This is a genomic window from Halorubellus litoreus (assembly GCF_055378595.1).
Genome location: NZ_AP043836.1, coordinates 1,801,321 through 1,827,212, shown reverse-complemented (window position 1 = coordinate 1,827,212; position 25,892 = coordinate 1,801,321). Strand labels below are relative to the sequence as shown.

The 25,892-nt window shown below is 68.6% G+C and carries 23 protein-coding genes and 1 tRNA gene; 10 read left to right on the top strand and 14 right to left on the bottom strand.

Annotated features, from left to right (window positions below):
• The first annotated feature begins 112 nt into the window (after positions 1-112).
• Positions 113-1,195 carry a hypothetical protein gene (locus tag ACZ48X_RS13250; protein WP_336349265.1) on the top strand — a complete coding sequence of 361 codons (1,083 nt, stop codon included), beginning with the start codon at positions 113-115 and terminating at the stop codon, positions 1,193-1,195.
• A gap of 90 nt (positions 1,196-1,285) precedes the next feature.
• Positions 1,286-2,353: a nucleoside recognition protein gene (locus tag ACZ48X_RS13245; RefSeq protein WP_336349266.1), complete on the top strand. Its 1,068-nt coding sequence runs from the start codon at positions 1,286-1,288 to the stop codon at positions 2,351-2,353.
• 48 nt (positions 2,354-2,401) lie between these two features.
• Here the strand turns inward: ACZ48X_RS13245 and ACZ48X_RS13240 are convergent, their stop codons facing one another.
• Positions 2,402-3,352 carry a CBS domain-containing protein gene (locus ACZ48X_RS13240; RefSeq protein WP_336349267.1) on the bottom strand — a complete coding sequence of 317 codons (951 nt, stop codon included), beginning with the start codon at positions 3,350-3,352 and terminating at the stop codon, positions 2,402-2,404.
• Positions 3,353-3,400: 48 nt separating this feature from the next.
• Here ACZ48X_RS13240 and ACZ48X_RS13235 point away from each other — a divergent pair, with 48 nt between their 5' ends.
• Positions 3,401-4,474: a molybdopterin-dependent oxidoreductase gene (locus ACZ48X_RS13235; protein WP_336349268.1), complete on the top strand. Its 1,074-nt coding sequence runs from the start codon at positions 3,401-3,403 to the stop codon at positions 4,472-4,474.
• On the opposite strand, the gene ACZ48X_RS13230 is transcribed toward ACZ48X_RS13235, so the two are convergent.
• Together ACZ48X_RS13230 and ACZ48X_RS13225 are read right to left on the bottom strand one after the other, a co-directional pair.
• Positions 4,471-5,133, bottom strand: coding sequence for an HAD family hydrolase (locus tag ACZ48X_RS13230; protein WP_336349269.1), 663 nt, complete (start codon positions 5,131-5,133; stop codon positions 4,471-4,473). The genes ACZ48X_RS13235 and ACZ48X_RS13230 overlap by 4 nt on opposite strands.
• A 94-nt stretch (positions 5,134-5,227) precedes the next feature.
• Positions 5,228-5,665, bottom strand: coding sequence for a MaoC family dehydratase (locus ACZ48X_RS13225; protein WP_336349270.1), 438 nt, complete (start codon positions 5,663-5,665; stop codon positions 5,228-5,230).
• 382 nt (positions 5,666-6,047) lie between these two features.
• Between ACZ48X_RS13225 and ACZ48X_RS13220 the strand changes: the two genes are divergently transcribed.
• Positions 6,048-6,947, top strand: coding sequence for a hypothetical protein (locus ACZ48X_RS13220; RefSeq protein ID WP_336349271.1), 900 nt, complete (start codon positions 6,048-6,050; stop codon positions 6,945-6,947).
• A gap of 698 nt (positions 6,948-7,645) precedes the next feature.
• On the opposite strand, the gene ACZ48X_RS13215 is transcribed toward ACZ48X_RS13220, so the two are convergent.
• Positions 7,646-7,720 (bottom strand) — tRNA-Arg (locus ACZ48X_RS13215).
• A 49-nt stretch (positions 7,721-7,769) separates the two neighbouring features.
• Positions 7,770-8,147: a YccF domain-containing protein gene (locus ACZ48X_RS13210; protein ID WP_336349272.1), complete on the bottom strand. Its 378-nt coding sequence runs from the start codon at positions 8,145-8,147 to the stop codon at positions 7,770-7,772.
• Positions 8,148-8,276: 129 nt separating this feature from the next.
• Between ACZ48X_RS13210 and ACZ48X_RS13205 the strand changes: the two genes are divergently transcribed.
• From ACZ48X_RS13205 to ACZ48X_RS13195, 3 genes are all read left to right on the top strand, one after another.
• Positions 8,277-8,849 carry a nucleoside monophosphate kinase gene (locus tag ACZ48X_RS13205; protein WP_336349273.1) on the top strand — a complete coding sequence of 191 codons (573 nt, stop codon included), beginning with the start codon at positions 8,277-8,279 and terminating at the stop codon, positions 8,847-8,849.
• Positions 8,846-9,280 carry an RNA-binding domain-containing protein gene (locus ACZ48X_RS13200; protein ID WP_336349274.1) on the top strand — a complete coding sequence of 145 codons (435 nt, stop codon included), beginning with the start codon at positions 8,846-8,848 and terminating at the stop codon, positions 9,278-9,280. The genes ACZ48X_RS13205 and ACZ48X_RS13200 overlap by 4 nt, the downstream gene beginning before the upstream one ends.
• A gap of 170 nt (positions 9,281-9,450) precedes the next feature.
• Positions 9,451-11,859: an outer membrane protein assembly factor BamB family protein gene (locus tag ACZ48X_RS13195; RefSeq protein WP_336349275.1), complete on the top strand. Its 2,409-nt coding sequence runs from the start codon at positions 9,451-9,453 to the stop codon at positions 11,857-11,859.
• Between the two features lie 90 nt (positions 11,860-11,949).
• On the opposite strand, the gene ACZ48X_RS13190 is transcribed toward ACZ48X_RS13195, so the two are convergent.
• From ACZ48X_RS13190 to ACZ48X_RS13170, 5 genes are all read right to left on the bottom strand, one after another.
• Positions 11,950-13,047 carry an aminopeptidase gene (locus ACZ48X_RS13190; protein ID WP_336349276.1) on the bottom strand — a complete coding sequence of 366 codons (1,098 nt, stop codon included), beginning with the start codon at positions 13,045-13,047 and terminating at the stop codon, positions 11,950-11,952.
• Positions 13,048-13,133: 86 nt separating this feature from the next.
• Positions 13,134-13,463, bottom strand: a complete 330-nt coding sequence (locus tag ACZ48X_RS13185; protein WP_336349277.1) for a transcriptional regulator — start codon at positions 13,461-13,463, stop codon at positions 13,134-13,136.
• Positions 13,464-13,776: 313 nt separating this feature from the next.
• Complete coding sequence (locus tag ACZ48X_RS13180) at positions 13,777-15,741, bottom strand: phenylalanine--tRNA ligase subunit beta (protein ID WP_336349278.1); 1,965 nt, start codon at positions 15,739-15,741, stop codon at positions 13,777-13,779.
• A complete protein-coding gene (gene pheS, locus ACZ48X_RS13175; RefSeq protein ID WP_336349279.1) occupies positions 15,741-17,243 on the bottom strand; it encodes a phenylalanine--tRNA ligase subunit alpha in 1,503 nt (500 codons plus the stop codon). Before pheS ends, ACZ48X_RS13180 begins: the two co-directional genes overlap by 1 nt.
• Positions 17,244-17,585: 342 nt before the next feature.
• Positions 17,586-18,017 carry a hypothetical protein gene (locus ACZ48X_RS13170; protein ID WP_336349280.1) on the bottom strand — a complete coding sequence of 144 codons (432 nt, stop codon included), beginning with the start codon at positions 18,015-18,017 and terminating at the stop codon, positions 17,586-17,588.
• A 200-nt stretch (positions 18,018-18,217) separates the two neighbouring features.
• Between ACZ48X_RS13170 and ACZ48X_RS13165 the strand changes: the two genes are divergently transcribed.
• Positions 18,218-18,874 (top strand): class I SAM-dependent methyltransferase, encoded by a 657-nt coding sequence (locus ACZ48X_RS13165; protein ID WP_336349281.1) that lies wholly within the window; start codon positions 18,218-18,220, stop codon positions 18,872-18,874.
• Positions 18,875-18,933: 59 nt separating this feature from the next.
• Here the strand turns inward: ACZ48X_RS13165 and ACZ48X_RS13160 are convergent, their stop codons facing one another.
• Entirely contained in the window at positions 18,934-20,562 is a 1,629-nt protein-coding gene (locus tag ACZ48X_RS13160) for a hypothetical protein (RefSeq protein ID WP_336349282.1), read from the bottom strand.
• A gap of 137 nt (positions 20,563-20,699) precedes the next feature.
• Positions 20,700-22,298: a tryptophan--tRNA ligase gene (locus ACZ48X_RS13155; protein WP_336349283.1), complete on the bottom strand. Its 1,599-nt coding sequence runs from the start codon at positions 22,296-22,298 to the stop codon at positions 20,700-20,702.
• A gap of 114 nt (positions 22,299-22,412) precedes the next feature.
• On the opposite strand from ACZ48X_RS13155, the gene ACZ48X_RS13150 reads away from it, so the two are divergent.
• A complete protein-coding gene (locus ACZ48X_RS13150; RefSeq protein WP_336349284.1) occupies positions 22,413-22,592 on the top strand; it encodes a hypothetical protein in 180 nt (59 codons plus the stop codon).
• Between the two features lie 21 nt (positions 22,593-22,613).
• Here the strand turns inward: ACZ48X_RS13150 and ACZ48X_RS13145 are convergent, their stop codons facing one another.
• Both ACZ48X_RS13145 and ACZ48X_RS13140 read right to left on the bottom strand, forming a co-directional pair.
• Complete coding sequence (locus tag ACZ48X_RS13145; protein WP_379761826.1) at positions 22,614-23,660, bottom strand: tRNA-intron lyase; 1,047 nt, start codon at positions 23,658-23,660, stop codon at positions 22,614-22,616.
• 283 nt (positions 23,661-23,943) lie between these two features.
• On the bottom strand, positions 23,944-24,708 hold the full coding sequence (locus ACZ48X_RS13140) for a DUF91 domain-containing protein (RefSeq protein ID WP_336349285.1): 765 nt from the start codon (positions 24,706-24,708) through the stop codon (positions 23,944-23,946).
• Between the two features lie 148 nt (positions 24,709-24,856).
• Between ACZ48X_RS13140 and ACZ48X_RS13135 the strand changes: the two genes are divergently transcribed.
• Complete coding sequence (locus tag ACZ48X_RS13135; RefSeq protein WP_336349286.1) at positions 24,857-25,873, top strand: threonine aldolase family protein; 1,017 nt, start codon at positions 24,857-24,859, stop codon at positions 25,871-25,873.
• The last annotated feature ends 19 nt before the right edge of the window (positions 25,874-25,892 follow it).

Genomic DNA, 25,892 nt, shown 5'->3' with positions numbered 1-25,892 from the left:
CCGCGACGCCACCGCCCGGATTCGGGCACGTGAACGGTCGTGAACGGTGCGAATAGTCTGAACCTACCGGAACTGCCAACGCGTTCAAGAGGCCGTAGATGCAGGAGACGGTATGGAACGACGAGACATGCTCGGCACGGTCGCGGCGCTCGGCGCGGGCGCCATCGCGGGCTGTTCGAGTTCGCCGACGTCCGGCGGCGACGGCGGCGACGGCGGGAGCGGTGGCGACGGCGGGAGCGGGGACGGTGGGTCGGGCGGCGATGGCTCCGGTGGCGGGTCCGACGACGGGTCCGGGAGCGGGGGCGACGAGAGCGAGGCGACGACGACCGACGAGAACGACGCCGACCTCTACATCGCGCAAGCGGTGAGTACGCTGAACGCGGTCGCACTCCGCCTGAACAAGGTCAAGGACAACCTCGACTCGCCCGACGAGGTCGACCTCGACCAGGAGAAGCTCCTGAACGGTATCGAGGAGGCTCGCGGCCAGCTCGACGCGGCGAGCGAGACCGCGACCGAGACCCAGACCAAGCAGATCGCGACCCTCCGGAACCTCGCGACGGTGCTCGCGGAGATGACGCGCGTCGTCGGTATCCTCCTGACGGTCGACGCGAACGCGCTCGCCGGGGACGCGCAGTCGGCGCTCGACGAGGAGAACTACGACGAGGCGCTGTCGGTCGTCCGGGACGCGAAGGCGAAGGCGGCGACCGCTCAGGAGCGCACGACGACCGCGGAGGAGGCGCTCGACGGCGTGAATCAGGACCGGCTCGCCGCGGTCGACGGCGTGGAGTACGCGAAGGTCGAGGCGGCGGTCACGCAGACCGCGTCGCTCGTCGACACGCTCGACGCGCTCACCAGCGGGTACGAGTCGACCATCCTCGGCGCGAAAGACCTGGAGACGGGGCGCTCGCAGAGCGAGTCCAAGGAGTACGAGGAAGCCGAGGAGTCCTTCGGAGCGGCGAAGGCGCACTTCGAGACGTCCGACGAGACGTTCGCCGACTCGGCGGCTGACGCACCGGACGACGTCGCCGCACGCATCGACGTCGCGGCGTGCCAGACCACGCACCTCCTGAAGGCCGCGACCGCGTTCGAGAAGAGCGCCGCGGCGGCGAGCGACGGGAACCTCGCCGACGCGAAGTCCCACCAGGAGGACGGCGAAGCGCAGATGCAGCAGGTCGACGAGTGCAGTAGCAACTGACGGCACCCCCGACGGGCCACCTCGTCGTCGACGCCGTCCTCGCGTGCGGACATCGAGACGACTTTACTCGCGCCGTCCCGACGTTCACGCGTGAGCGAGGCGTCCATCATCGACGTCGTCCTCGGGCAGGTCCTCCCGCGAGTCGTCACCGTCACCGCGCTCATCGCGGTCGGCGTGACGCTCGCGAACCTCGCCGTCGAGTTCGGCGTCGTCGACCGCGTCCGCGGACTCGCCGAACCACTCACCGAGCAGGCGAACCTCCCCGCCGAAGCCGGGGTCGCGGTCGTCACCACCGCCGCCTCCCCGACCGCGGGCTACGGGATGCTCGCGACGCTCCGCGACTCGGGGACGCTCGACGACCGCGCGACGCTCGTCGCCGTCACCATCAACACGTTCTTCGGGTTCGTCCAGCACATCTTCACGTTCTACGTCCCCGTCCTCATCCCGATACTCGGCCTCGAGGTCGGCCTCATGTACGTCGGCGCGCGCGCCGCCATCAGCCTCGCCATCACCCTCACCGGCGTCCTCGCCGGCGCCCTCTTCCTCTCGCCCGCGAACGTGAATCCCGACGCGACGCCAGCCGACCTCCGCGGCGACGACGCGGACGACGACGTCGCGAGCGACGGCGGCCACGCCGACGCCAACGACGCCGACGCGGACGCCAACGACGCCGACGCGGACGACGCCGACGACCCCGAGTCGCTCCGCGACCGCGCGAGCGAGGCGTTCGAGTCGACGAAGTCGACGCTCCGCCGCGTCGTCCCGCGCCTGCTCGTCGTGTACTCGCTCGTGCTCGTCGCGGTCGAGCGCTACCCCGAGGTGTTCGACGCCGTCACCGGCGTCGCCGACCCCCTCACGAGCCTCCTCGGGTTACCGGGGGCGGCCGCGGGCGTCGTCGCCGTCTTCGCCGTCGACACCACCTCGGGCGCGTTCTTCATCGCCCCCCTCATAGGGCCCGACGGCCCGTTCACGCCCCGGACGGCGGTCGCGACGATGCTCGTCGGCGGCATCGTCTCGTTCGCCGTCTCCACGTTCAAGCGCTCCATCCCCTTCCAGTACGGCATCTGGGGCGCCTCCTTCGGATCGAAGGTCGTCGCGCTCAACACCGCACTCAAGGTAGTGTTCATCGGTATCGCGCTCGCCGTCCTGCTGGTCTGAGTCGACGACGCGCTCGTCGACACGGACGACGCGCTCGTGAACGACCCGCTACGCGGGGATGTCGTCGACGAGCACCGTCGAACCGCCCTCCAGCAGCATCTCGCCGTCGCCGTCCTGCACGGCGACGTCGAGCCGATACTTGTCGTCGCCGAGGGCGTCGACGACCTCGCACGTCGCCATGCAGCGCTCGCCGAGGTCGACCGGGCCGAGGTACGAGCAGTCCTGACTCAGGTAGATGATGGCGCCCGGCATCCGCGCGAGCGCCGCGGAGACGAGGCCGAGCGTGAGGACGCCGTGCGCGATGCGACGACCGAAGCGCGTCCCCGCCGCGAACTCGTCGTCGAGGTGCAGTCGGTTCGTGTCCCCGGTCGCGTGCGCGAACTCCTCGACGTCCGACTCGGTAACCGGCTTCGAGAACCGCGCGACGTTCCCGACCCGGATGCCGTCGCCGCCGTCCCACTCGAACGCCCAGTCGCCCTCCTCGTACGCCGTGTCCACGCGCCCCGGCTTCCGGACGTGCCCGTAGCGGTCGCGGTCGCCAACGCGCACGGCATCGTCGGCCGCGCCCACCGCGTCCTCCCCCACCGGTACGTCGGCCGCGCCCGGGACGGCGTGCCGGCGAGCGATCGCCGGCACGTAATCCACGACCGTCGTCGCCGACAGCACACCCACGACGTCCCCGGCGTCGTCCACGACGACGACCTGCCCGACGTCCGCATCGCCGAGCACCTTCGCCGCGTCCGCGAGGTCGTCGCTGGCGTGCACGGAGAGCGCCGGCGCCGACATCGCATCGCGCACCGACCCCTCGGTGTCGCCGGCGGCGAACGCGCGCACCACGTCGGACTTCGTGATGATACCGACCGCGTCCCCGTTCCCCGCGACGACGAGCGACCCGTACCCCTCGGCGAGCCGCGACGCCGCCGCCGCGAGCGACGAATCGGGCGATATCGTCTCCACGGGCTCGGTCATGACGTCCGCGACCGCGATGTCGACGAGCATACCGGTTCCTGCGACGGGCACGTCCAAAATCCCCCGGGTGGCACACTCATGCACGTCGAGTCCCTACGAGCGAGCGTGTCCCGGCTCTCGACGTGGCTGCCCTCGCGACTCGTCGACGCCGTCCTGCTCGCGGGCGTCGTCGTCGCGGCCATCACGGGGTTCGCGAGCATCCTCGCCGGCACCGAAAGCGACGCGTGGGTGTTCTGGCTGCACGGCGTCGCGGGCGTCGTGCTCGTCGGCGCGCTCGCCGCGAAACTCGCCAGGGTCCGCCACCGGCTCTCGGGCTCCTGGAACTGGACCGTCCGCATCTCGGTGGCGTTGACGGTCGTCGCCGTGCTCGCGCTCGCGACCGGGCTCGCGTGGACGCTCGGCGTCGTCGAGCAGGTCGGGCCGTTCACGGGGCTCGTCCTCCACGCGTACGTCGGCATCGCACTCGTCCCCATCTTCCTCGTCCACCTCTACTCGCGGTTCCGGACGCCCACGCGCCAGGACGCCTCACGGCGGAACGCCCTCAAGCTATCCGCGACGCTCGTCGCCGGCGCCGTCGCGTGGCGACTCACGCGCATCCTCGGCCCCACCAGGCGCTTCACGGGCTCCACCGAGCGCGGGAGCGACGACGGGAACCGGTTCCCCGTCACGTCCTGGGTCGCCGACGACCCCGACCCCATCGACGGCAGCGCGTGGACGCTCTCCGTCACCGGGCGCGTCGACTCCCCGCTCGCCCTCGACGAGCCCGCAACCCTTGGTGAGAAAGAGATACGCGCCAGCGAGCAGCGCGCGCTCCTGGACTGCACGAGCGGCTGGTACAGCGAACACGACTGGCAGGGCGTCCGCGTCGGCGACCTCCTCGACGCCGCCGACGCCGACCCGGACGCCGACTGGGTGCGGTTCACCTCCGTCACCGGCTACCGGTGGAGCCTCCCGCGGGAGGAGGCCGAACGCGCGCTGCTCGCGACGCACGTCGACGACGACCGGCTCTCGCACGGCCACGGCTACCCGCTCCGCCTCGTCGCCCCCGGCAGGCGCGGCTTCCAGTGGGTGAAGTGGATAGAATCCGTCGAGGTCCGGGACCGCGCCGACCCCGCACAGTGGGTCGTCACGCTCGTCTCGGGGTTCGACTAGTCGAGTCGGTCGAGGAGGTCCTCGAACGACCGCAGTGGGTCGCTCGCAGGCGAGTCGCCGTCCGGCGCGTAGTGGATGCCGCGCCATCCGGCCTCGCGAGCGCCCTGGACGTCGGCCTCGTAGGAGTCCCCGACCAGCACGTACTCGTCGGCGGGCAGGCGGTCCGCGGCGAGCGCGAACGGCGCCGGGTCGGGCTTGTGCGCGCCCGCCTCGTAGGACACCACGCTCGCGTCGACGTATCCCTCGAGGTCGTGCCCGCGGAGCTTCGCGAGCTGGAACGCGGGGACGCCGTTCGTCAGCACGCCGACGCCGTCCCCGCGGTCGCGGAGCGCGTCGAGCGCGCGCTCGACGCCAGGCGACGGTGCGACGCCAGCGACCTCGCGCTCCCGGAGCGTCTCAACGAGCGCGTCCACCGACACCCCGGCGTCCGCGTAGTCGTGCTCCGCGAGCGCGTACTCGAACGCCCGCCGATACGGCGACTCGGCGTGGTCGCCGAGCAGCTCGAGGAACCGGTCGCTGTAGGTCACCTCGAACACCTCGTCGCCGCCGCCGAGATGGCGCTCGGTCACCTCCCGGAGCACCGTCGCGTACTCGGTCTCGAACGCGAGGAGCGTGTGGTCGAGGTCGAAGAACACCGCCCGCTCGAACGGATCACTCATACCGACCGCGACGCCCGCACCCCTCGAAAAACCACCGCTGCCCCGACAGACAACCACACGCACGCCGCGGCGGGCGTCGACCGACCGCACGCCCTCACTCGCGCTTCTCGTACAGTACCAGCCCGACGAACGAACACACCTCGCGGTCGTCCTGGTTCAACGTCCGCGTCTGCGACCGCACCAACCCCACCCCCGGCTGCCAGTCCTCCTTCGACAACGCCGTCGTCTCCACGCGAAGCGTATCCCCCGGGAACACCGGCTGCTTCCACCGCAACTCGTCCACGCCGATGGCCCCCATCGCCTTCGTGTCCTGTAACTCGTTCTCCACGAGCAACCGCATCGTCATCGCGCACGTATGCCACCCGCTCGCCACAAGGTCCCCGAACATCGACTCCTGGGCCGCCTCCGGGTCCGTGTGGAACGCCTGCGGGTCGTACCGCTCGCCGAACTCGATTATCTCGTCCTCGTCGACCTCGTACGACCCGAACGCGTGCTCCTCACCGACCTCGACGTCCTCGAAGTACCCGTCCATATCACGGCGTACACGAACCAAGAGCAAAACGTCTCGGGTGGCATACCGATCCCGGTCGCCCAAGTCGTGAGGGTGATACCTGTCTGCTCCCGGGCGAGGAGCAGTCGATTTTCAATGAAGTAATCCGGACAGATACGCGACCACAATTGTAGTAATAACAGCATCAACTCCTGTATTTGAGTAAAGGTATCGGCGGTGAAGTCTCTGACATGCGAGCGATAGGCACCACAGACGGACGGTTTCTATACAATCTTTGTCAGACTAGGTTGAGGCGCGTTGAGAACCACCATCTGGCAGATATAATAGAAATCCGACTAAAGATATTAGACAGTCGAACATGGCTAAATAAAAATATAAAATCGTTTTATTTATCAGTGTTCGTTTGGATTTCAAGCTGATGCCAGAAATCAATCGGCGACAGATGCTGAAGCACGCGGGAGCAGCGACCTCTGGGTTCGCCCTCGTCGGGTCTGCTCAGGGCAAAGCAACACAGGATTCCCTGGGTGGCGTTCTTATCAAAGTATGGCCGCAGAAGGAGTCAGATCATGCAAAGGCGGAGATCGTCGAGGACACCCTCGACGACTTCATCTCGCAACTGCAATCCGCTGATGCCATCGGATTCAGTGCTGTCAACAAAAGCACAAAATCGACGTTCAACGACGGTGATGTTACCGGAGTTGAGTTCAACGATTGTGGACCAACTAACGAAAGCTATCTAGATTTCCAAGGGGACTGCTACGATATCTACGAAGGCGACAACTACCAGAATTGGGACATTCACGTTCTGGTGTCCGATGAGACATCCTTCGCGGGTGCAGATACTGGCGGTCCCTTCCTCGATTTCAGCAATGGGATGACTAGCCTTGATCGACAAGGACTCGGCTTTGCTCACGTCGGGACTGCCGGAAACTATCCAGGAGCTAAATCGAACAGCGACCCCGTCGAGCGCATGAAGAACCTGTCCATCCAAGAAGTTGGACACACCCTCGTCGATCAACGGATCGTCGACGACGAAGATCACCATCTCGGACAGATACGAGCGCCTACCTACCCCGGTCACGGACCACTGGAGGGCCCTGTAACGCCGATGGCCACGTTCTACGAAAATAATGAAAGCGTCAGTCCGGGAGGCTGCGGGATGGCTGAAAACGCCGCCGACCAAGGCGAATGTGACTCTCTGGGAGGAGAAGTTGCCTGGGACGGCACTCACACCCAGGAGATAACCAACTGTACGATCGACGCAATCAGAACGACAAGTCAACAAACCGGCTACAACGAGTAGGTCACCGACGGGAAGAGAGCCGAACGCCGGACCGAGAGCGACCGGCTGAAGGTCGCGTCCGTTCTGACCCGCCCACCCATGCGGTTTCAGGAAGACCACGCGTCGCAGCGAACACACCCGCGACCTCGCTTCTCACTGCGACCTGGCGGCGCTCACGAACCTCCGTCACTCGAGGGAGACAGACGAACGCTCCATATCGACACGCTCACCTCTCAACAGCGGGGCTGGCAGGCCCCACGAGCGATACTGTGCGTCGTTTCTACGCCAACCGGCCGGACCCTCGTAGAACGGACTTCGTGTAATCCATTCGGCGAACGAGACCGAACCGCCGCTATCGAAATCCGCAAGCAACCGGAGGGACGGACGAGAATCCCACGAGCGAACCATAACCCACGAAAGACGAGTACGATGGGAGTCCCGCGAGCGAGCGGACCGCGGGGCGAGCGTCCCAAGCCCCGCGAAAGCGAACGACGACGCCGTGAGCAGGGAACGAGCACGAGGGGAGTCCAGCGAGCGACCGCAGGGAGCGAGGGGGACTACATCGTGCTCGTGAATCCGAGCGAAGCGAGGATGAACGAGCACGAGGGGATTCGAACCACGGTCGCACGACACCTCGCCGCGCTCGGTGCTGCGTGCTCCCTGATTCGAATCCGCTCGGTCCGCGATTCGCTCCTCGCCTTCGTTCGTCGCAGAATCGACGAGCACGAGGGGATTCGAACCCCTGACCATCGGATTAGAAGTCCGACGCTCTATCCTGGCTGAGCTACGTGCCCTCGTTGTCGTGTCGTCGGTGCGGGCAAAAAAGCGGTCCGGATTCGGATTTCAGGCGTCGAGCCGGTAGAGGCTCGTGACGTACGGTAGTTTCCCGAACATCCAGATGCCGAACGGGATGCCGATGACGGTGACGCAGAGGAACCAGGCGACGTTCGCCCAGATGAAGCTCGCCCACCACCCGACGAACACGAAGTAGACGGCGCGCACGAGGAGACTCGTCTGCGGGACGCCGTCCGGGTCGAACCCGGTGTCGCGGCGTTTGAGCGTGAGGAGGTACGGCACGCGGTTGATGATCTTGATGCCGAGCGGCAGGAGGATGATGGTGACGTTCAGGACCCACGCGACGTTGATCGCGAGGAGCGTGAGCCACCACCCGACGAGGAGGAACCACGCGATGCGGACGACGAGCGAGTGCTGGTTGGCCATACTCGAACACTCACCGCGAGCGCGTATGGGTCTTCTCACATGCCCCGGATTCGTCGAGGACGACGTCGAGGCGCGACGTGGCGCGCGAGAGCGGTGGGGTTAAGCCGCCGACTCGACTATTCGTCTCCAATGACTGTCATCGGTACCGTTGGCCTGCCCGGGAGCGGGAAAGGCGAGGCTGCAGCGGTCGCCCGCGACGCCGGCATCCCCGTGGTGACGATGGGGGACGTCATCCGCCAGGAGTGCCGGGACCGCGGGCTCGACCCCGCGACGCATCACGGCGAGATCGCGCAAGCGCTCCGCGAGGAGAACGGCCCCGACGCCATCGCGCAACGCTCGCTCCCCATCATCCGCGAGCACCTCGAGACGACCGACACCGTCCTCGTCGACGGCCTCCGCTCCGGCGTGGAAGCCGACCGGTTCGAGGAGGCGTTCGGCGACGACTGGATACTCGTCAGTATCGAAGCGCCGTTCGAGGTACGGAAGGACCGCATCACGGACCGCGGCCGCGACAAGACCGACGGCGACGTCGGCGAGACGCTCCGCGAGCGCGACGACCGCGAACGCGGGTTCGGGATGGACGACGCGATGGCGCGCGCCGACGTCACCATCGACAACACCGACACGCTCGAATCGTTCCGCGCTCGCATCACGGCCCTCCTCGAAGACGGCCCGGAAGCCGTCGCGGAGGTCGACGCATGATCTACTCCGTGGACGTCGAGATAACCGCGCCCGTGAACGACACCGAGGTCACGGACCGCGTCGTCGACGCCATCACGAACCTCTTCCCCGACGCCGACGTCACCGAACACCCCGGCGAGGTCATGGCGACCGCGCACCAACTCGAGCACTTCAGCGAGCGCCTGCACGCCCAGGAGATACTCGACACCGCCCGCGGCCAGTTCCAAGCGGGCCGGGACGGCGACACCTTCGAGTTCGCCCTGAAGAAGCAGGCGGCGTTCCAGGGCGTCGTGAACTTCGCCGTCGGGAACCCCGACGAACTCGGCGACATCCACGTCCGCGTCCGCGTCGAAGACCCCAGCGTCGACGAGTTCGTCGACTACGTCGCCCCACCCACCGAGGACGGGCGACCCGTCACGAGCGACGCGGAAGACCGCGGCCCCGGGAACTGACTCGCGGCAGTCCGCTCGAAACGCGACGTTTCTCCGAACCGCTACCGCGTCCAGTACCGTCGTTTACTCGTTCCTAACCGACTGCTCGGTTCGGGTAGGTTCCGCGTCCCGTTACCGGAAACCCCGAACTATCTCCCGCGCTTAACCCCGCGGTCGTCACCAGAGGAGGCATGGGCCACGCGGACGACGAACGACGGGGAATCGACCGACGGCTTCTGCTCCGGGCGCTCGGCGCTGGCGCGTTCGCGGGCGCGAGCGGCAACGCCGCCGGAAGCGGCGAGCGAGCGGGGCACGGGGCCAGCGAACGCCACCGCGAGCGCGGACGGTCGCGCTGCGTCGTCGACGACTTCCAGGACGGCGACCTCGACGAGTACGTCGCCAGGGACGGCCCGATGGCCAACTGGCGGGTCGCGTCGTTCCGCAACGGCCGCGTCCTCGAGTTCCAGGGCGGCGACGGCCCGGACCTTCAGTCCTACAGCGGGCTCGAGACGTACCCGCGTCGCGGCGACCAGTTCTCGTTCCTGTTCTACCCCTACGGGAACTGGGACGGGTACGCGATGTTCAGCTTCGCCATCGCCGACTCCGAGAACTTCCAGCGGCGGTACGAACTCGAGTTCGAACCCGCCGCCGACGAGGTCCGCCTCCAGTACAGTCGCGCTCCCGGCGACGAGGAGACCATCGCCAGCGCGTCCCGGTCGTTCGACGGCCGCGACCGACAGATCGTCGAGGTGGACTGGGCGGCGTCGAGCGACGACATCGTGGTGACCGTCACCGACCCGGACGACGACGGGACGACCCTCCGCGCGAGCGAACCCGGTGACGCGCCAACCGGCGGCGGCATCGGGTTCTACGCCAGCGGCGACGCCGGCTGGCTGTTCGACTACGTCACCATCCTCGACTGCGACGACCGCAGCGACGGCGACGATGGCGACGACCAGGACGGCCTCGTCGTCGACGATTTCGAGGACGGCGACCTCGACGAGTACGACGGGGGCGACCCACCGACGAACTGGACCGTCGTCTCGGAGCCGACCGCGGACGGCTCCGGAGCCCTCCAGTTCCAGGACGGAGGTGGGGAGGACATCCGTTCGTACCGCGGCCTACCCACGTACCCGCAGCGTGGCGATCGCATCCACCTGGACTTCGGAACCTTCGGCGACTGGAACAGCTACGCGATGTTCGGATTCGGAGTCCAGCCAGACGACTTCCAGCACCGCTACGAACTCGAGTTCGAACCAGCCGAGAGCGAGGTTCGACTCCAGTACAGTCGCGCTCCCCAGGACGAGACCACCATCGCGAGCGCGACCGCGGACTTCCAGCGCGAGCGCTTCTATCGCGTCGAGGTCGACTGGGCATCCTCGGGTACGGAACTCGTCGTCGACGTCGCCGAGCTCGCCACGCTCCGCGCGTCAGAGCCGAGCGGCGCACCCACCAGTGGCGGCATCGGGTTCTACGCCAGCGGCGACGCTGGCTGGGTGTTCGACAACGTCCGACGCGTCGGCCAGCACGACGACGGGCGGGTTCCGAGCGACCGCGACTGGCCGACCGTTCAGCACGACTTCGCGAACACCAGTTGGACGCGAGCGAGTCGCGGCCCCACCGACGGGGTCGAGGAAGCATGGTCGAAGCTCGTGAGTCTCGATCGAGCCAACGAAGCGGTCGTCGACGACGACGTCGTGTACGCCACCGGCACGGGGCGACGCGGCGGTCTCTACGCCCTCAGTGCGGACACTGGAACGGTGCGCTGGCGATACCCCATCCAAGGCGGGACGTATGCTCCGGCGTCGATCGTAGACGGTTCGGCGTACCTCATCGGCAACGACCGGTTCGGTCACGCGGTGGACGTCTCCACCGGCGAGCGCCGCTGGCGGACCGCCTTCGAGGACACCGGCGAGGTCGCCGCGGTCGTCGCCGGCGACACCGTCGTCTTCGGGGACTACTCGAGTCTGGTCACCGGTGTCGACGCTAGCGACGGGACGGTTCGCTTCAGTGCAAATCTCAGCGACGGCGTCCAGGGCGGCATGGCAGTCGTGGACGACGTGGTCTACGCTGCAGGAATCCCGTCAGGTGGATTGAACGCTATCGATCTCGGCACGGGCGAGTTCAGATGGCGGACCCTCGACTACGGAGAAGCCGGAATCACGCCGCCGAGTGTCGTCGACGATACCGTGTACGTCGGCGAGCAGAGTTCGGGATCGGTCTACGCGCTGTCGGTGACAGACGGTCGCGTCCGCTGGCGGTTCGACGTCGTGCCGAGTTCGTCGCTCGCAGTCGCCGATGGGTGCGTGTTCGCTCCGACGGGCGACGGAAGACTGTACGCGCTCGATGCCACTGACGGCTCCGTTCGCTGGCGGCGGACGCTCAACATTCAGACGGGCATCGGCGGCCCGAGCGTTGCGGACGACGTGGTCTACGTCGCCGACACCGAAGGGGGATTCTACGCACTCGACGCCGAAGACGGGTGCGAACGATGGGTCGAAGTCCTCGACTACACGATACGTGGTTCCCCGGCGGTCGTCGACGACACCATCTACGTCGGTGGGAGCGACGGCCGCGTTCACGCCCTTAGAGAACCCTGAGCGTGAACCGAGTCAGGCCTCGTCGTCGAACCCGACCACTCACGGCTCGCTTCGCTCGCCGTTCGTGGGTTCCGCGGCGCGAGCGCCGCGTTACTCCTCGAACCCGTCTTCGAACTTGAAGGTGCCGTCGCGCTGGACGACCTCGCCGTCGACCTCGATGCGCGAGTCCTCGCTCATGTCCACGATCATGTCGACGTGCACCGCGGAGTCGTTCTGTTCGTTGTCGTCGCCGACGGTGGCGTCGTACGCGCGCCCGACGGCCATGTGGACGGTGTCGCCCATCTTCTCGTCGAACAGCATGTTGTACGTGAACTCGGTGATGTCGCGGTTCATCCCGATGCCGAGTTCGCCGAGGTAGCGCGCGCCGTCGTCGGTGTCGAGCACGCCCGTCAGGACGTCCTCGTTCTTCTCCGCGCTGTGCTCGACGACCTTCCCGTCCTCGAAGACGAGGTGGACGCCCGTTATCTCGCGGCCCTGATGGTAGAGCGGTTTGTCGAAGAGGACCTCGCCCTCGACGGAATCCTTCACGGGTGCCGTGAACACCTCGCCGCCGGGGAGGTTCCGTTCCGCGGTGTCGTTCAGCGTCGAGTTCCCAGCGACGCTCATCGTCAGGTCCGTCTCCTCGCCGGAGACGATGCGGACCTCGTCGCCGTCGTTCAGGATGTCCACCATCTGCTGCTGGAACTCGCCCTGGGCCTCCCAGTCCTTGTTCACCGCGTCCCACACGAACCCCTCGTACGCCTCGGTGCTCATCTCCGCGAGCTGCGCGAACGAGTCCGTCGGGTACTGCGTGAGCACCCACGTCTTCCCCAGTCGCTCCTCGAGCAGCGGCCGTCGCGCCTTGTCGTACGCCATCTGCACGTCGCTGTCGACGTCGCTCGTCTGCGTGACGTTCGCGCCCGACCGGATCGCGACGTAGACGTCCATCTCCTCGAACAACGCCATCTCGTGACTCGGCAACTCGAAGTCCTCGGGGTCCGCGTTCCGGAGGTACGCACGCCGGAACCGGTCACCCATCCGCTGGTTGATCGACAGCGGGTTCGCGCCGACGTCCGCGCACTGCTCGAACAGCGCCGTCACCAGGTCGCCAGCCGTCCCGTGCGCGTCGACGACCACGTTGTCGCCCGCCTCGATACCGGCCGAATGAGTCGCGATGATCTGTGCGTGCTTACGTACTCGAGGATCCATACCTTGCAGTCCGACAGCGGCCCGCAGAAACCTTTCCCTTTCGCCGAACCCGGCCACGTGCCCGTCCCGTCGGTCGGTCCGGCGCGCTACAGCCAGTCGTCGGGGAGTTCGTCCTCGTGGTCGACGAGGAGCGCCAACAGCGGCCGTATCTCGTCGAAGTTCGGGCCCTTCGACACCTCGTTCGTCTCGCGGTCCCAGACGATGAACCCGTAATCCGCGAGCTTCGGGAGATGCACGTGCCGCATCTCGAGGAACCGCGTGAACTCCTCCTCGACCGATTCGTCCACGTCGATCACCGCCGGGTCGTCGTCCTGCGGGTTGTGTATCAGCAGCGCACGCAACAGCTTCCGGCGCTGCACGTGCCCGAACGCGTCGAGTATCTCGTCGAACGACCGGTTCCCCAACTTATGCTGCATGACCAATCAACGAGCTACAGACAGAAGGAGACGCCAGTTTTTCACCCCCACCCGCTGTGAGGAGTAATCGAGTTACAACCGACAGCCCCACCAGATTCACTCGCTAACGGACCCGAGTGCGGAACCCTCCTCGAGCGCCGCGAGGTCGAACTCGAACCCCACCGCCGGCACCTCGAGGTCCTGCCCCGACCTTCTTTTGTCGGGTCGCCTCGCTTCGACTCACGGGCTTCGCCCGTTCGTCATTCGAGACGACTCCGTCGTCTCGCTTCGCTCGCGACCCGCAAAACATGGGTGAAAAGGTGTCCGGCGCCCCTTACTCGAGCGCCGCGAGGTCGAACTCGAACCCCACCGCCGGCACCTCGAGGTCGTGCTCGACGAGCACGCTCGGGTGGAGTTCGCCGACGACGCCCGCGGGTTCGCCGTCGATGACGACGGTCGCGGTGCGCCCGTCGATGAACGACGGATGCTCTGTCGGCGGGGTCGCGAGGTCGACGTCGAAGTTCCGCGCGAGCGCCTGCAATCGGCTCTTGGCGTCCTCGTAGGAGGCGTCGGCGCGAGCCAGGACGGCGGCGACGTGGCGTTCCTCGCGGACGCCCGTGGGTTCGTCGGGGTCGACGTGCGCGACGAGCCCGATCTCCGCGAGGTCCTGGGGGTACGCACGGTGCGTGTTGTTCTCGAGGACCATCGCGAGGCTCGGGAGCGCCCACGACCGCAGCATCTCGTAGTCCTCGCTGTACGGCTCCGTGATGGTCACGGGCGGTTCGGCGCCGAGCGCGCTCGCGTCGGTCGCGCTGTCGGCGGGCGCGAGGTGCATGCGGTCGTAGTTGTCCTCGCGAGCGACCATGTGGAAGTTCAGGAGGTCCTGGAAGCCGAGGCCGACGAGCTGGCCGCGGACCGCGCGTTCGAGGCGCGAGCGCTCGTGACGGCCGCCGGTCGTGGAGACGTCCGGCGACTTCGGCTCCAGTTCGTTGAAGCCGTACGCGCGACCGAGGTCGTCGACGACGTCGAGCGCGTGCAGGACGTCGACGCGGTACGGCGGGATGGCGACGTCGTACACGAGGTCGCCCGCGACGGTCGGGCCGGCGTCGACGTCGTCCTGGTCGGCGCTCGCCGTCGTCGGCTGGTTCCCCTCGATGCTCCCGCGCGGGTCGTCCGGCAGGTCACTCCCGGCGCGCTCGCTCGCCTCGGGATGCTCGCCCGTGGCGGTGTCGATGGGTGCCGCGTCCAGCCCGGCGCGCTCCGCGAGGTCGACGACGTCGCTCGCGTCGAGCGTGACGCCGAGCACGCGCTCGATGCGCTCGTGGCTGACGCGCTTCTCGTCGACGTCGAGGTTCGGGCGGACGAGCGTCGCGCCCGGGTCGACGAGGTCGTCGTCGGCGTACACGCCCGAATCGGGGTACTCGACCTGGACCTCCTCGACGGTCGCCCCGCGCGCTTCGAGCGCGTAACAGACGACGTTCAGCATCTTGTCGATCGTCCACTGGTCGGTCCCCGTCATCTCCACGAACAGGTTCCGCGAATCGGTGGAGACCTCGGTCCGGCGACCGTTGATGACCGGCGGGAACGAGAACAACCCGAGGTCGTCGTAGATGGCGGGATACCGCTCGTAGCCGCTCACGAGGTCCGCGTACTCGCGGCCCGTCTGGTGGTCCGTGAGGACCTCGGCGGGCGTCATCTCGCGGTCGCTGTCGAGGGGTACGAACTCGTCCTCGTCCGGCTCGACGCCCACGTACGAGATGGACTTGTTCGTCTCCGAGACGCGGACGTCGTCGCCGACGTCAGCCGCGGTCTCGCCCGCGTCCGCGGCGTCGTCGTCGCGTTCGACCGCCGAGCCCTTCAGCATCGTGAGGTCGTGGATACCGATAGCGCCCTTCGCGCGCTTGCGGCCCATCGTCGCGTGCAGTTTCTCCTGCAGTTGGATGAGCGAATCCAGCGCGTCGTCGTCCAGGTTCACGTCCCGGATCACGGCGCCCGTGACGTACGGGCGCTCGTCCGGCACCGACTCGTCGACCTCGATCGTCCAGTCCGCGTCGTTCGTCTTCGGGACGTAGACGCCGCGGTCGTCGCCGTACTGATAACGGAGGCTGCGCGCGACGCCCTCGACGCTCAGCCGGTCGAGACGGTCGGGCGCGAACTCGAGTTCGAACGCGCCGTCCTCGGTCTCGCCCTCGAACTCGAGGCCGAGCGCGAACAGGTCGCTCTTGAGTTCCTCGTCTCCCTTCTCGTCGTGCCCGGTGAGCTCGCGGAGCTCGTCGGGGTGGACGTCGACGACGGGCATCAGTACACCACCTCCTCGTTCCGCAGGAAGTCGAGGTCGACGAGCGTCCCGTGCACGTCGCGGATGTCCTCGAACCCGTGCGTGAGCATCAGCAGTCGCTCCAGGGCGAGCCCCCACGCCATCACGTCGCACTCGACGCCGAGCGGCTCCAGGACCTCCTCGCGGAACAACCCGGAGTTCCCGATCTCGACCACTTCACCGGTCTCGGGATGCTCGCCGAACAGCTCGAAGCTCGGCTCCGTGTACGGATTGTAGTGGGGCTTGAACTCGATGTCGGTGATACCGAACTGCGCGTAGAACTCCTCGAACGTCCCCATCAGGTCGCGGACGGAGAGGTCCTCGGCCATCACCCAGCCCTCGATCTGGAAGAACTCCAAGAGGTGCGTGGCGTCCAGGGTGTCGTTCCGGTACACCTTCTCGACGCTGAAGTACCGCTCCGGGGGTTCCAGGTCGCCGACCTGCTCGCCCGAGAGATACCGCATGGAGAGCGAGGTCGTGTGCCCGCGGAGGTCGACGCCGCGCGCCATCTCCTCGCCCCACGGCGAGTGATAGCCGTCGCCGTCCTCGCCGACGCCCTCGCGGTGCGCGTGCTCCACGCGGTCCATGAGGTCCTCGGGGAGGTCCTGCATCGGCGGGACGTCGAGCGCGAACTGGTCCCAGTGCGTCCTGGCGGGGTGGTCCTGGGGCATGAACAGGCAGTCGTTGATCCAGAACTCCGCGTCCGCGTGCGGGCCGTCCATCTCCTGGAACCCCATCCCGACGAGGACGTCCTTCACGCGCTCCGCGGTCTGCCGGAGCACGTGCTCCTTGCCGGCGTGCTCGACGTCAGCGTCCGCCTCGACGTCGTAGTCGGCGAACTCCGCGTCGCGCCACTCGCCGGAGGAAAGCATCTCGGGCGTGACCTGGCCGACCGCGTCCGTCGCCTCCACGCCCTCCATGAGCGCGGTGACGCCGTCCTCCGTCAGTTCCACGAACCGGACCGTGCGCTCGTCGACGACGACGAGGTTCCGACGTTCGAGGTCGGAGCGCACGTCCTCGTCGATCGCATCGCCTGCGGCGACCGCGTCGAGCGCCGCCGCCTCGGCGTCCGCGTCCGGGTCCGCGTCCGGGTCCGCGGTGACCTCGCCGCTGTCGACGACCCCGTACCCCTTCCGCGCGTAGTTCGCCAAGGCGATGTCGACCGCGTCACCGAGGTCGCTCGCCCCGATGACCTCGCCCATCGGGACCGCCTCGGCGTCGGTCGCACCGACGTCTCGCGCCGCCCGATACAGGCGGACCTCCGGCAGGCCCGCGTCTCGATACGATTCACCCTCCGCTGTCAGTTCGACGGTCTCCTCGACGCGCTCCGTGACGTCGACGAGCCCGCGCTCCGCGAGGTCGAACGCCGCACCCGCGACCGACTCCGGGGGCTCCCCCGTGTCGTCCGCGAGCGCGTCGACCGACCGCGCCTCGGTCGCATCCGCGGCCTCCAAGACCGCGACGTGTGTCGCTTTCAGTTCCATCAATCTTGTATGCGTATCCGCAACTCGGTCAGTTATCTGTTCCGACAACGCGACGACCGCGGTTTCGCGACCACCACACGCCGGCACGCGACTGCTCGCGTCCCAGACCGCGGCGGCCGTCCACCGCGCTCACGCCGCCGCAAAGAAGAAGCCGACTCCGTGGACGCGAGCGTGCTCGTCGACGCTACCACCGGAGCCGGGTACGGCTACCATGCTACGACGTACGCGTCCCTCGCCGGTTAAACGTTCCGTCGACACCGCGTCCACCAGACGGTCGCCCACGCCACCGCGTCCACCAGACGGTCGCCCACGCCACCACGTCCACCCGTCCCACCGGCGTCGCTACCAGTCGACGTCGAGGTCCCAGTCCGGCGTCGGGTCGTCGACGTCGGCCCACTCGAAGCGCGTGTTCGCCGGCGGGACCGCGTACAGCGTGTTCGCGAGGAACGCCGCCGCGTTCTCGTAGGGAATGGAGTCGACCTCGGTGTTCGCCGCGACCTCCTCGAAGTCCGCGCGGTCGCGAGCGAGCCCACCGGCGTCGCACCCGGAATGGTCGTCGTCGGTGTCGCTCGCCGCGTCGGTCGGCGCGTCGACGACCGCTGCGAGTTCCGCGAGCGCGTCGTCGAGCACCGGGAGCACGGCTTCGTCGTCGTCGGTCTCGTCCGCGACCGTGTAGACGTCGACGTCTTCGAGCTCGGTGAGCACCTCGTCGACGTCGCCGGCCGGGGTGTACGGGACGGACGGCACTTCATCTGGGCTGGACGTGGTTGCCATTAAATCAGGTATCGGGACGATATTATTTAATAGTTGTAATCGTTTCACGTGGTAGGCGCCACCGACCGAGACGTAGCCGGTTCCAACTTGGGCGTAGGCATCGTTTACGGGCGCGTCGAGCGCGAACGCGCTCCACGACCCTGAAGCCGCGACCGGTCGCGCTCCACAACCCTGAAGCCGCGACCGGTCGGACCACCGGTATGGGGTTCTCGTGGGAGTCGTACTACGACGGCGGTGACTGGGACCGCGGCGCGTACGTCGGCGGCGACGACATGGCCGCGCACCTGGACGCGTTCCTCGAGGTCGTCGGCGACGTCGACGCGGTCGCGAGCATCGGGTGCGGGCCCGCCGCGGCCGAGTTCGACGTCGCCGCGGGCCGCCCGGACGTCTCGTTCGCGTGCTACGACGCCGCGCCCGCGGTCGTCGACGCGAACCGCGAGAAAGCCGACCGCGAGGGCGTCGAGAACGTCGCGTTCGACGTCGCGACGCTCCCCGACACCGGCATCGACCGCGCGTTCGACGTCGTCTACTGCATGGCGGTCCTGTACTTCGTCCGCGACGCCGAGGCCGCGCTCCGCGAGCTCTGGCGGCTCACCGCACCCGGTGGCGCGCTCGCGTTCACGTACCCGAACCGGAACATGCAGGCGTGGGCGCAGGGGCTCACCGACGACGACCACGACAAACGCGAGGCGTTCAGTCTCGTCGCCGACGGCGAGAACCTCCTCACGTACGACCGCATCCACGACGTCCTCGGCCACCACCCCAGGAACTACTGGACCGCGGTGGACGCCGACCCCGACGCCGACTACGTCCAGCGAAGCGGCTCGCCGGCGGTCTACGTCCGGAAGCCGGCGTGAGCGCGTTCCGGAAGCCAGCGTGAGCGCGTCGCCAGCCGAGCAGCGTCCCACTGGGCGTATCAGTCGCTCGCGCTCGTCCGGTCCTCGCCGACCCCCGAGGACTCGTTCACCCAGACGAACCCGTCGTCGGTCTCGCGTTCGTCCGCCGGATTGGCGGTCGGGTCGAACTCGTCCTCGAACGTGAGCCTGGTCTCCGCGGGCTCCGCACGTGGGATCTCGGGGAGGAACTCGTCGTCGTCGAGCAGCCCGCGACACGAGATACCGGCGGGTGCGGCGATTGCAGCGCCGACCGCCGCGAACCGGTCGTCCTCGGTCTGCTCGCCGGCGTCCACGCCGAAGGAGTCGCCGCCGACGCGACTCGTCTTCGCGCCCGCGTCGAACGACGACACCGCGTCCGCCGAGAAGAACCCGTCGTCGCCATCGCCGTCGTTCTCGGCGTCGCCGTCGCTCTCGCCGTCCGCTGCGTCGACGCCGTCGTCGGCACGCGCATCGGCGTCCACGACGGTCCCCGCGTCGCCGTCGTTCGCGTCGTCGCCCCACGTGAATCCCGACGTCGACAGGTCGCTCGACGACGACCCGTCGTCGACCGGGTCCGCGGAGCGAGTGGTCGCGTCGACCGACCCACCGATGGACCACCCGTCGAGGTCGTCGTCGTCCGCGTTCGACCCCGTCTCCGCACTCGGGACGCCATCCGTCTCCGCGTCGCGGACGACCGGTGCGTCGGCATCGCGGACGACCGTCGACCCCGCTCGCGTCGACGTGCTCGCGTCGCTCGCACCGTCGTCCGACCCGGCATCCACCGACTCGTCGTCGGAACCGTCGACGAACTCGATAGCGGCCGCGGCGTCGGCCGCGTCCGCCTCCTCGCGGTCGCTCGCGGACGCAGACTCGTCGTTCGCGAGGTGATCGAGACCGCCGACGTGGTCCGCGTCGAACGCGTCCGCCGTCAGTCGACGGCCGCGCCACGAGCGCTCGCGGGACTCGCTCGCCCACGCCGGCACCGGCACGCCGCCAGCGTCTTCGACCACATCCGCGTCGGCGTCCGGGACGTACGCCGCCGGCTGGTCCGCGGCGAGCAACGGCCGGTCGAACGCCGTGATGCGCTCGCCGAACCGCTCGACGAGCCGGTCGAGTTCGTCGGTCTCGACGAGCGCGAACCGCCAGCGATCCGTGCCGTCCGACAACTGCACGAACCGACAGTCCAGGCCGAACAGGAGCTCGCGGTTGACGGCGTCCACGAGCGCCGGATAGTTGTCGTCGCCCAGCGGCGAGTCCGGGAACGAGAACTCGGTCGAGCGCGTCCGCCCGTCGGCGTCCTCGACGCGCAACCGGTACGGTTGGGCGTCGTCCACCGAGAGCGACCGGCCGTTCGCGCTCTTCACGTCGAACGTCCAGTCGATCGCCGCGAACACGTCCCCGAGCTGGGTCTCCGGCGCCGTCGTCCAGAACCGCGCGGGCGAATCCACGCCCCGGGGTGCCGCCGCGACCGTCCGTCGAACGAACGCCGTCGGATGCTCGGGGTCCGCGAGCGCCCGCTGGATGGCGGTCTCCAGGTCCTCGCGCGGGTCGACGGTCGTCGCGTCCGCGACGTGCTCTCTGACGTGCGCACTCGACACGCCGAACCCGCCGAGGACGTCCGCGCACGCGAGCGCGTCCTCTCGCTCGAACCCCGAGGTACCCTGGCGCATGACTCCGCGTGACTTCGTGCTTCGTCGGACGAACGTATATATTTTCGTCAGACGAGCAGGCGAGAAAACCTGTCAGCGGAGGATACGGAGCGGCTGTGCGAGGTCTGCGCCCTCGGCCGTTCTCCGTTCTCGACGGTCTACCGCTTCCGCGAGGACTCCAGTTCGATGTCGAGGTCGTCGAGCAACGCCTCGGCCTCCGCGCGCTTCTCCTGGTGGTCCTCCAGGAACTCGCGCATCAGGGTCGCGGCCTGCTCCTTGCAGTCCCCGCAGAGGCGCTCGCCGCCGACGCACTCCTCGTACACCTCGGTCGCGAAGTCGTCGTCGTCGTTCGCGAGCAGATAGGCATAGAGCTCGTACACCGGGCACTCGTCCGCCTTCCCGCCCTTCTCGCGTTGCTCCTCGGCGGACTGGCGACCGCCCGTGGTCGCGGACTTCACCTTGTCGTAGCCGTCCTCCGGGTCGTCGAGCAGACTGATGTGGCTCGCCGGAACCGACGACGACATCTTCCCGCCCGTCAGCCCCGTCATGAACCGATGGTAGATCGAGGAGGGCGCGACGAACCCGTACCCGCCGTGGTCGAGTTCGACCTGCCGGGCGAGCTCCTCGGCCTCGCCGCGGTCGAGGTCGAACGCGTCCACGTGCCCCTCGTACACGCGCTTCTCGCCGTCGACGGCGTCGATGAGTGCCTCGAACGCGTCGTCGGTCGCCTGCCGGTCGAAGAACCGCGTGCGCGGTCGAACGGGCTCCATCCCGGCCTCGTCGAGCTTCGCCGCGACGGACTCGCGCGCGCCGGTCGGCTCGGGTGCGTGCTCGCGCAGCCAGTCCGCCGCGTCCTCGCACCGCACCATCTCGTCCTCGTCCAGGTCGTCAGCGAGCGCCGCGTACGCCGCCGCGACGAGCTCGCGCTCGGCGTCGTCGCACTCGAAGCTCGCGTACGCCTTCGAGACCTTGAAGAACCGCATCCGCGTCGCGAGGTCCCGCGCCAGCCGGACGTGCGGGTCCTGGTCGGGCCCGACGGGGATGACGGTCGGCTTCGGTTCCTCGAGCTGGGGGTAGAGGATGTCCGCCATCTGCGTGACGACGCTCTGCATGTGACTCACGTCGGTCTCGCCGTCGAACCCGTAGATCGCCTGGAACTCCGAGAAGTTCGCCTCCGCACCCAGCTCGAACGCGAGGTCCTGGAGCTCGCGGTTCTCGCTCTGCCGGTACAGCGTGCCGTCCTCGGGGTCGAATCCGAGCGCGATGAGGGAGAGGAGGTAGTCCCGCGAGTGCTCGTCGATCTCGTCCCAGGTGAGGCCACGCGCAGCGTGGGCTTCGAGGTCCGCGATGAGGCCGTACGCGTCACCGCCCTGCTGTTGGTGCCAGATTATCTCGTCGAACACGAGCTTGTGCCCGATGTGCGGGTCCCCGGTCGGCATGAACCCCGACAGCGCCGCGAACGGCTCGCCCTCTCGCATCGCCTTCGCGACCGGCTCGTAGTCCCGATGCCCGAAGATGACGCCCCGGCGCATCAGGTAGTGCGGGTTCGGCACGCCCTCCAGCAGTTCGTCGAACTCCTCGATGCCGAACTCCTCGAACAGTTTCCGGTAATCGGCCACCGTGGACGAACCCCACGGGTCGAGCGTCACGTCGTCAGCACCCGCCGCGGCGGTCTCCCCGCCGTCGGCGCGAAGCCCGTCCACGCGGTCGCCGGACCCAACCGGCTGGTCTCGCGCGTCCGCGTCGTCGTCTGTCATACTCCGCACTCGCCGCGGAACGCGCAAAAAGCGTTCGCTCTCGACACCACCTCGCGAGTCGGGAGCGGCGGGACACCACAAGGCGTTTTGCGTCCCCGGTCCGGACCTCGACCCGTGCAGCCAGTCGCACGCGTGCTCGACGGACTCGACCACGGGGCTACCGGGTATGCGCTCGCCACGCTCGCGTTCGTGGCCGCGACGAACCCAGGAGGGCACGCGCTCCCGGAGCGGGTCGCGTTCGCCGTTACACTCGCGATACTCGGGTACGCGCTCGTCTGGCTGTTGCAGCGATAGTCGTCGGTCGCGGTCGCGAGTTCAGGGCGTGAGTCGCTGGATGGCGAGCCAGTCGACGCTCGCCGCACCGTCGCCGTTCGCGTCGACGACGGCGTACGTCATCGTCTTCTTGACGCCGTTGGCGAGGCGGACGTCGAGCGCGAGGTCGCGTGGCGCGAACGCGTGCCCGCTGGGGAGGACGCGCACGAGGCGTTCGCTGTGCCCGACGTTCTCAGGGTTCTGGAAGTCGGCGTACGTCCGGAAGTCGGCGCCGAACTTGAACCCGGTCTTGGGGGCGACCCCCGCGGCGCGGAGGTCGCGGTACGCGGCGAGTCGGCGGTCGAACCGCTCGCCTTCGACGTCCCGTCCTCTGGCGACCGCCGCGGCGGGGTCGACGTCGAGCGCGTCCTCCGCGGCGAGATACGCGGCTTCGACGAGCGACAGCACGACCGCGTCCCGGCCGGTGTCGCGCCCCGAGAGCGGCGTGCCGTAGAACCCCGTCTCGTAGAGCGACTCTCCACTCGCGCCCCAGACGGTGACGCGGTCCGCGAGCAGGTCAGCGTCCGCGCCCCCCGGGAGGCCCGCGTCGACGTCGCCGGCGACGTCGGGCCGAGACGTGTCGAGGTACGTGATCTCCGATTCCTCGTCGACGACCGCGAGCACGCAGTCCCCGAGCGCGCGAGCGGGGACCTCGGTGCGTTCGCCGGTGACGCGTACCCTGTAGGCGAGTTCGCCGTCGCCCGGGCCGCTCCCGCGGGGGTAGACGACGAGGTCATCTCCGTCCCGCGCGAACTCGGTCCAGTCCGGGTGCGAGGGCGCGCTGTAGAACCCGCGCTCGCGGAGGTCCGCGTACACGAGATAGCGGACGGGGAGGGTCGGGTCGTCGCTCGCGCGGAGGAACGCGCGGAAGTCCATGCCGTCGACCGCCGCGAGGTCGTCCCTGGCGAGCAGGTGCGCGGCCTCGACGGGCGCGAGCGCGACGTCGTTCCCCTCCAGGGGATAGCCGTACCCGCGCGAGTCGTGGAACCGCTGGCGAGCGTCGTGCCCCACGTGCACGACGTCGCCGTCGACGTGACCCTCGATGTTCATGTTCGCAGGGACTCGGTGGTCGCCGAAAGCGGTGTCGGTACGCACTGGTCGCACCAGCATACGGCGTCCGCCAGGACGCCGTTTCCCGTCTCCCTGCCCGCACCAGCATCCGACGACCGCCACGTCGTCGGTTCCTACGGTGTTGCGTCCGCCACGTCGTCCGTTCCTACGGTGTTGCGTCCGCCACGTCGTCCGTTCCTACGGTGTTGCGTCCGCCACGTCGTCCGTTCCTGCGCGCTGGCGTCCGCCACGTCGTCGGTTCTCGCGGTACTGCGTCGTTCTGTCAGGTCGCCTCGCAGGTGGCGTCGAGGCAGCGACGGCCGTTGGCGACGGCGAACGCGGGGAGCCCGCAGTCGCAGGTGCCGTCGTGGATCCCGCTGGGGACGTAGAACGCGGTGTCGCAGTCGGGGCGGTGTTCGCAGGCGAGGTAGAGGCCGCGTTCGCGTTGGACGACGAGGTCGCCGTCGCAGTCCGTGCAGTCGAAGGCGCGGTCGAGGTGGTCGCGGACGCGGTCGTCGAGGGGCTCGCAGTTGCGGTCGACGCAGCAGTCGATGGCGGCGCCGCGTTCGACGCGCATCCGTGGGAGCCCACAATCGCAGCGGGCGCCGTGGAGGACGGCGTCGTCGGGATAGCCGTGCACCTCGTCGCAGTGGATGCACGCGACGGCGCCGCCGGTGTCGACGAGCGCGCCGTCGCAGTCCGGGCAATCGCCGACGGGGTCACCGGCAACTGACACCGGATAGCGGCCGGAGAGCGCGGGGCGGCCGTCGGCGTCGCCGCCGGCGTCGTGGCCGGTGACGCGCAGCCAGTCGTCGGCACGTTCGTCGTGCGCGGTCACGCGCACCGCGTCCTCGTCGTCGGTGACGGTGACGGCGTCGGCGCGCGTCAGCCACGCGACCGGCTGGTAGCCCGACTCGTCGTGCACGAGGACGGTCCCGTCAGGTTTCGCGAGCACGACGACGCGCCCGCGGTACTCGCGGCGGTCGGTGGCGTCCTCGACGACGGTCGCGTCCCCGGCGTACAGCGTCGCGGTTGCTGTCTGCGGCATGCCGCTCGTGGCCGCGGGTTCGTACTTGAACCCTCGGCCGCGCCGCAGCGGGACGGCCACCGGTCACCGTAGCGTCGCTGGGGGTCGCGGTCGGGGTCGCGGTTCCGCGTGGGGCAGGTTTTTGCTCGCACCGCGGGTACGTCCGGGCATGATAGACCTCAGGAGCGATACGGTGACGACACCGAGCGAGGAGATGCGGGCGGCGATGGCCGACGCCGACGTCGGCGACGACGTCTACGGCGAGGACCCGACGCTCAACGAGTTGGAGGCGCGCGCCGCGGAGCGACTCGGGATGGAGGCGGCGCTGTTCGTTCCCAGTGGAACGATGGGGAACCAGATCGCGGCGCGCGTCCACACCGACCGCGGCCAGGAGGCCGTCGTGGACGTCCAGAGTCACGTCTACAAGTGGGAACTCGCGGGGTTCGCGCAGCACGCCGAGTTACAGGTGCGGACGTTCGACGCGCACCGCGGCGTGCCCGCCCCCGAGCAGGTCGAGGCCGCGCTCCTCGAGGAGGACCTGCATCGGCCCGGCACGGGCTTGCTCTGTCTGGAGAACACGCACAACTCGCGCGGCGGGCTCGCGATACCGCCGAGCGAACTCGGGGACGCCGCGGCGGTCGCTCGCAACGCCGGCGTGCCAGTGCATCTCGACGGTGCGCGACTGTTCAACGCCGCGGTGGCGCTCGACGAACCCGCGAGCGCGTTCGCCGCGCACGTCGACTCCGTGATGTTCTGTCTCTCGAAGGGCCTGGGTGCCCCCGTCGGGTCGATGCTCGTCGGGAGCGAGGACTTCATTTCGGAGGCGCGACGCGTCCGGAAGCTCTTCGGTGGCGGGATGCGGCAAGCGGGCGTCCTCGGCGCCGCCGGCCTGTACGCGCTCGAGAACGTCGACCGGCTCGCGACCGACCACGAGCACGCACAGCTCCTCGCCGCCGGGCTCGACGACGTCTCGGGGGTCACCGTCGAGCAACCGGAGACGAACATCGTCGTCGCCGACGTCACCGGGACGGGGATGACCGAGGACGAGTTCGCGGACGCGTGCAGCGACGCGGGCGTGCAGTGCTCCGGGTTCGGTGATGGTCGCGTCCGCCTCTGCACGCACCTCGACGTCACGCGCGAGGACGTGGACGACGCTGTCGACGTCGTCGCGGACGTCGTCGACTAACTCGCCGTCGACGCTCGAG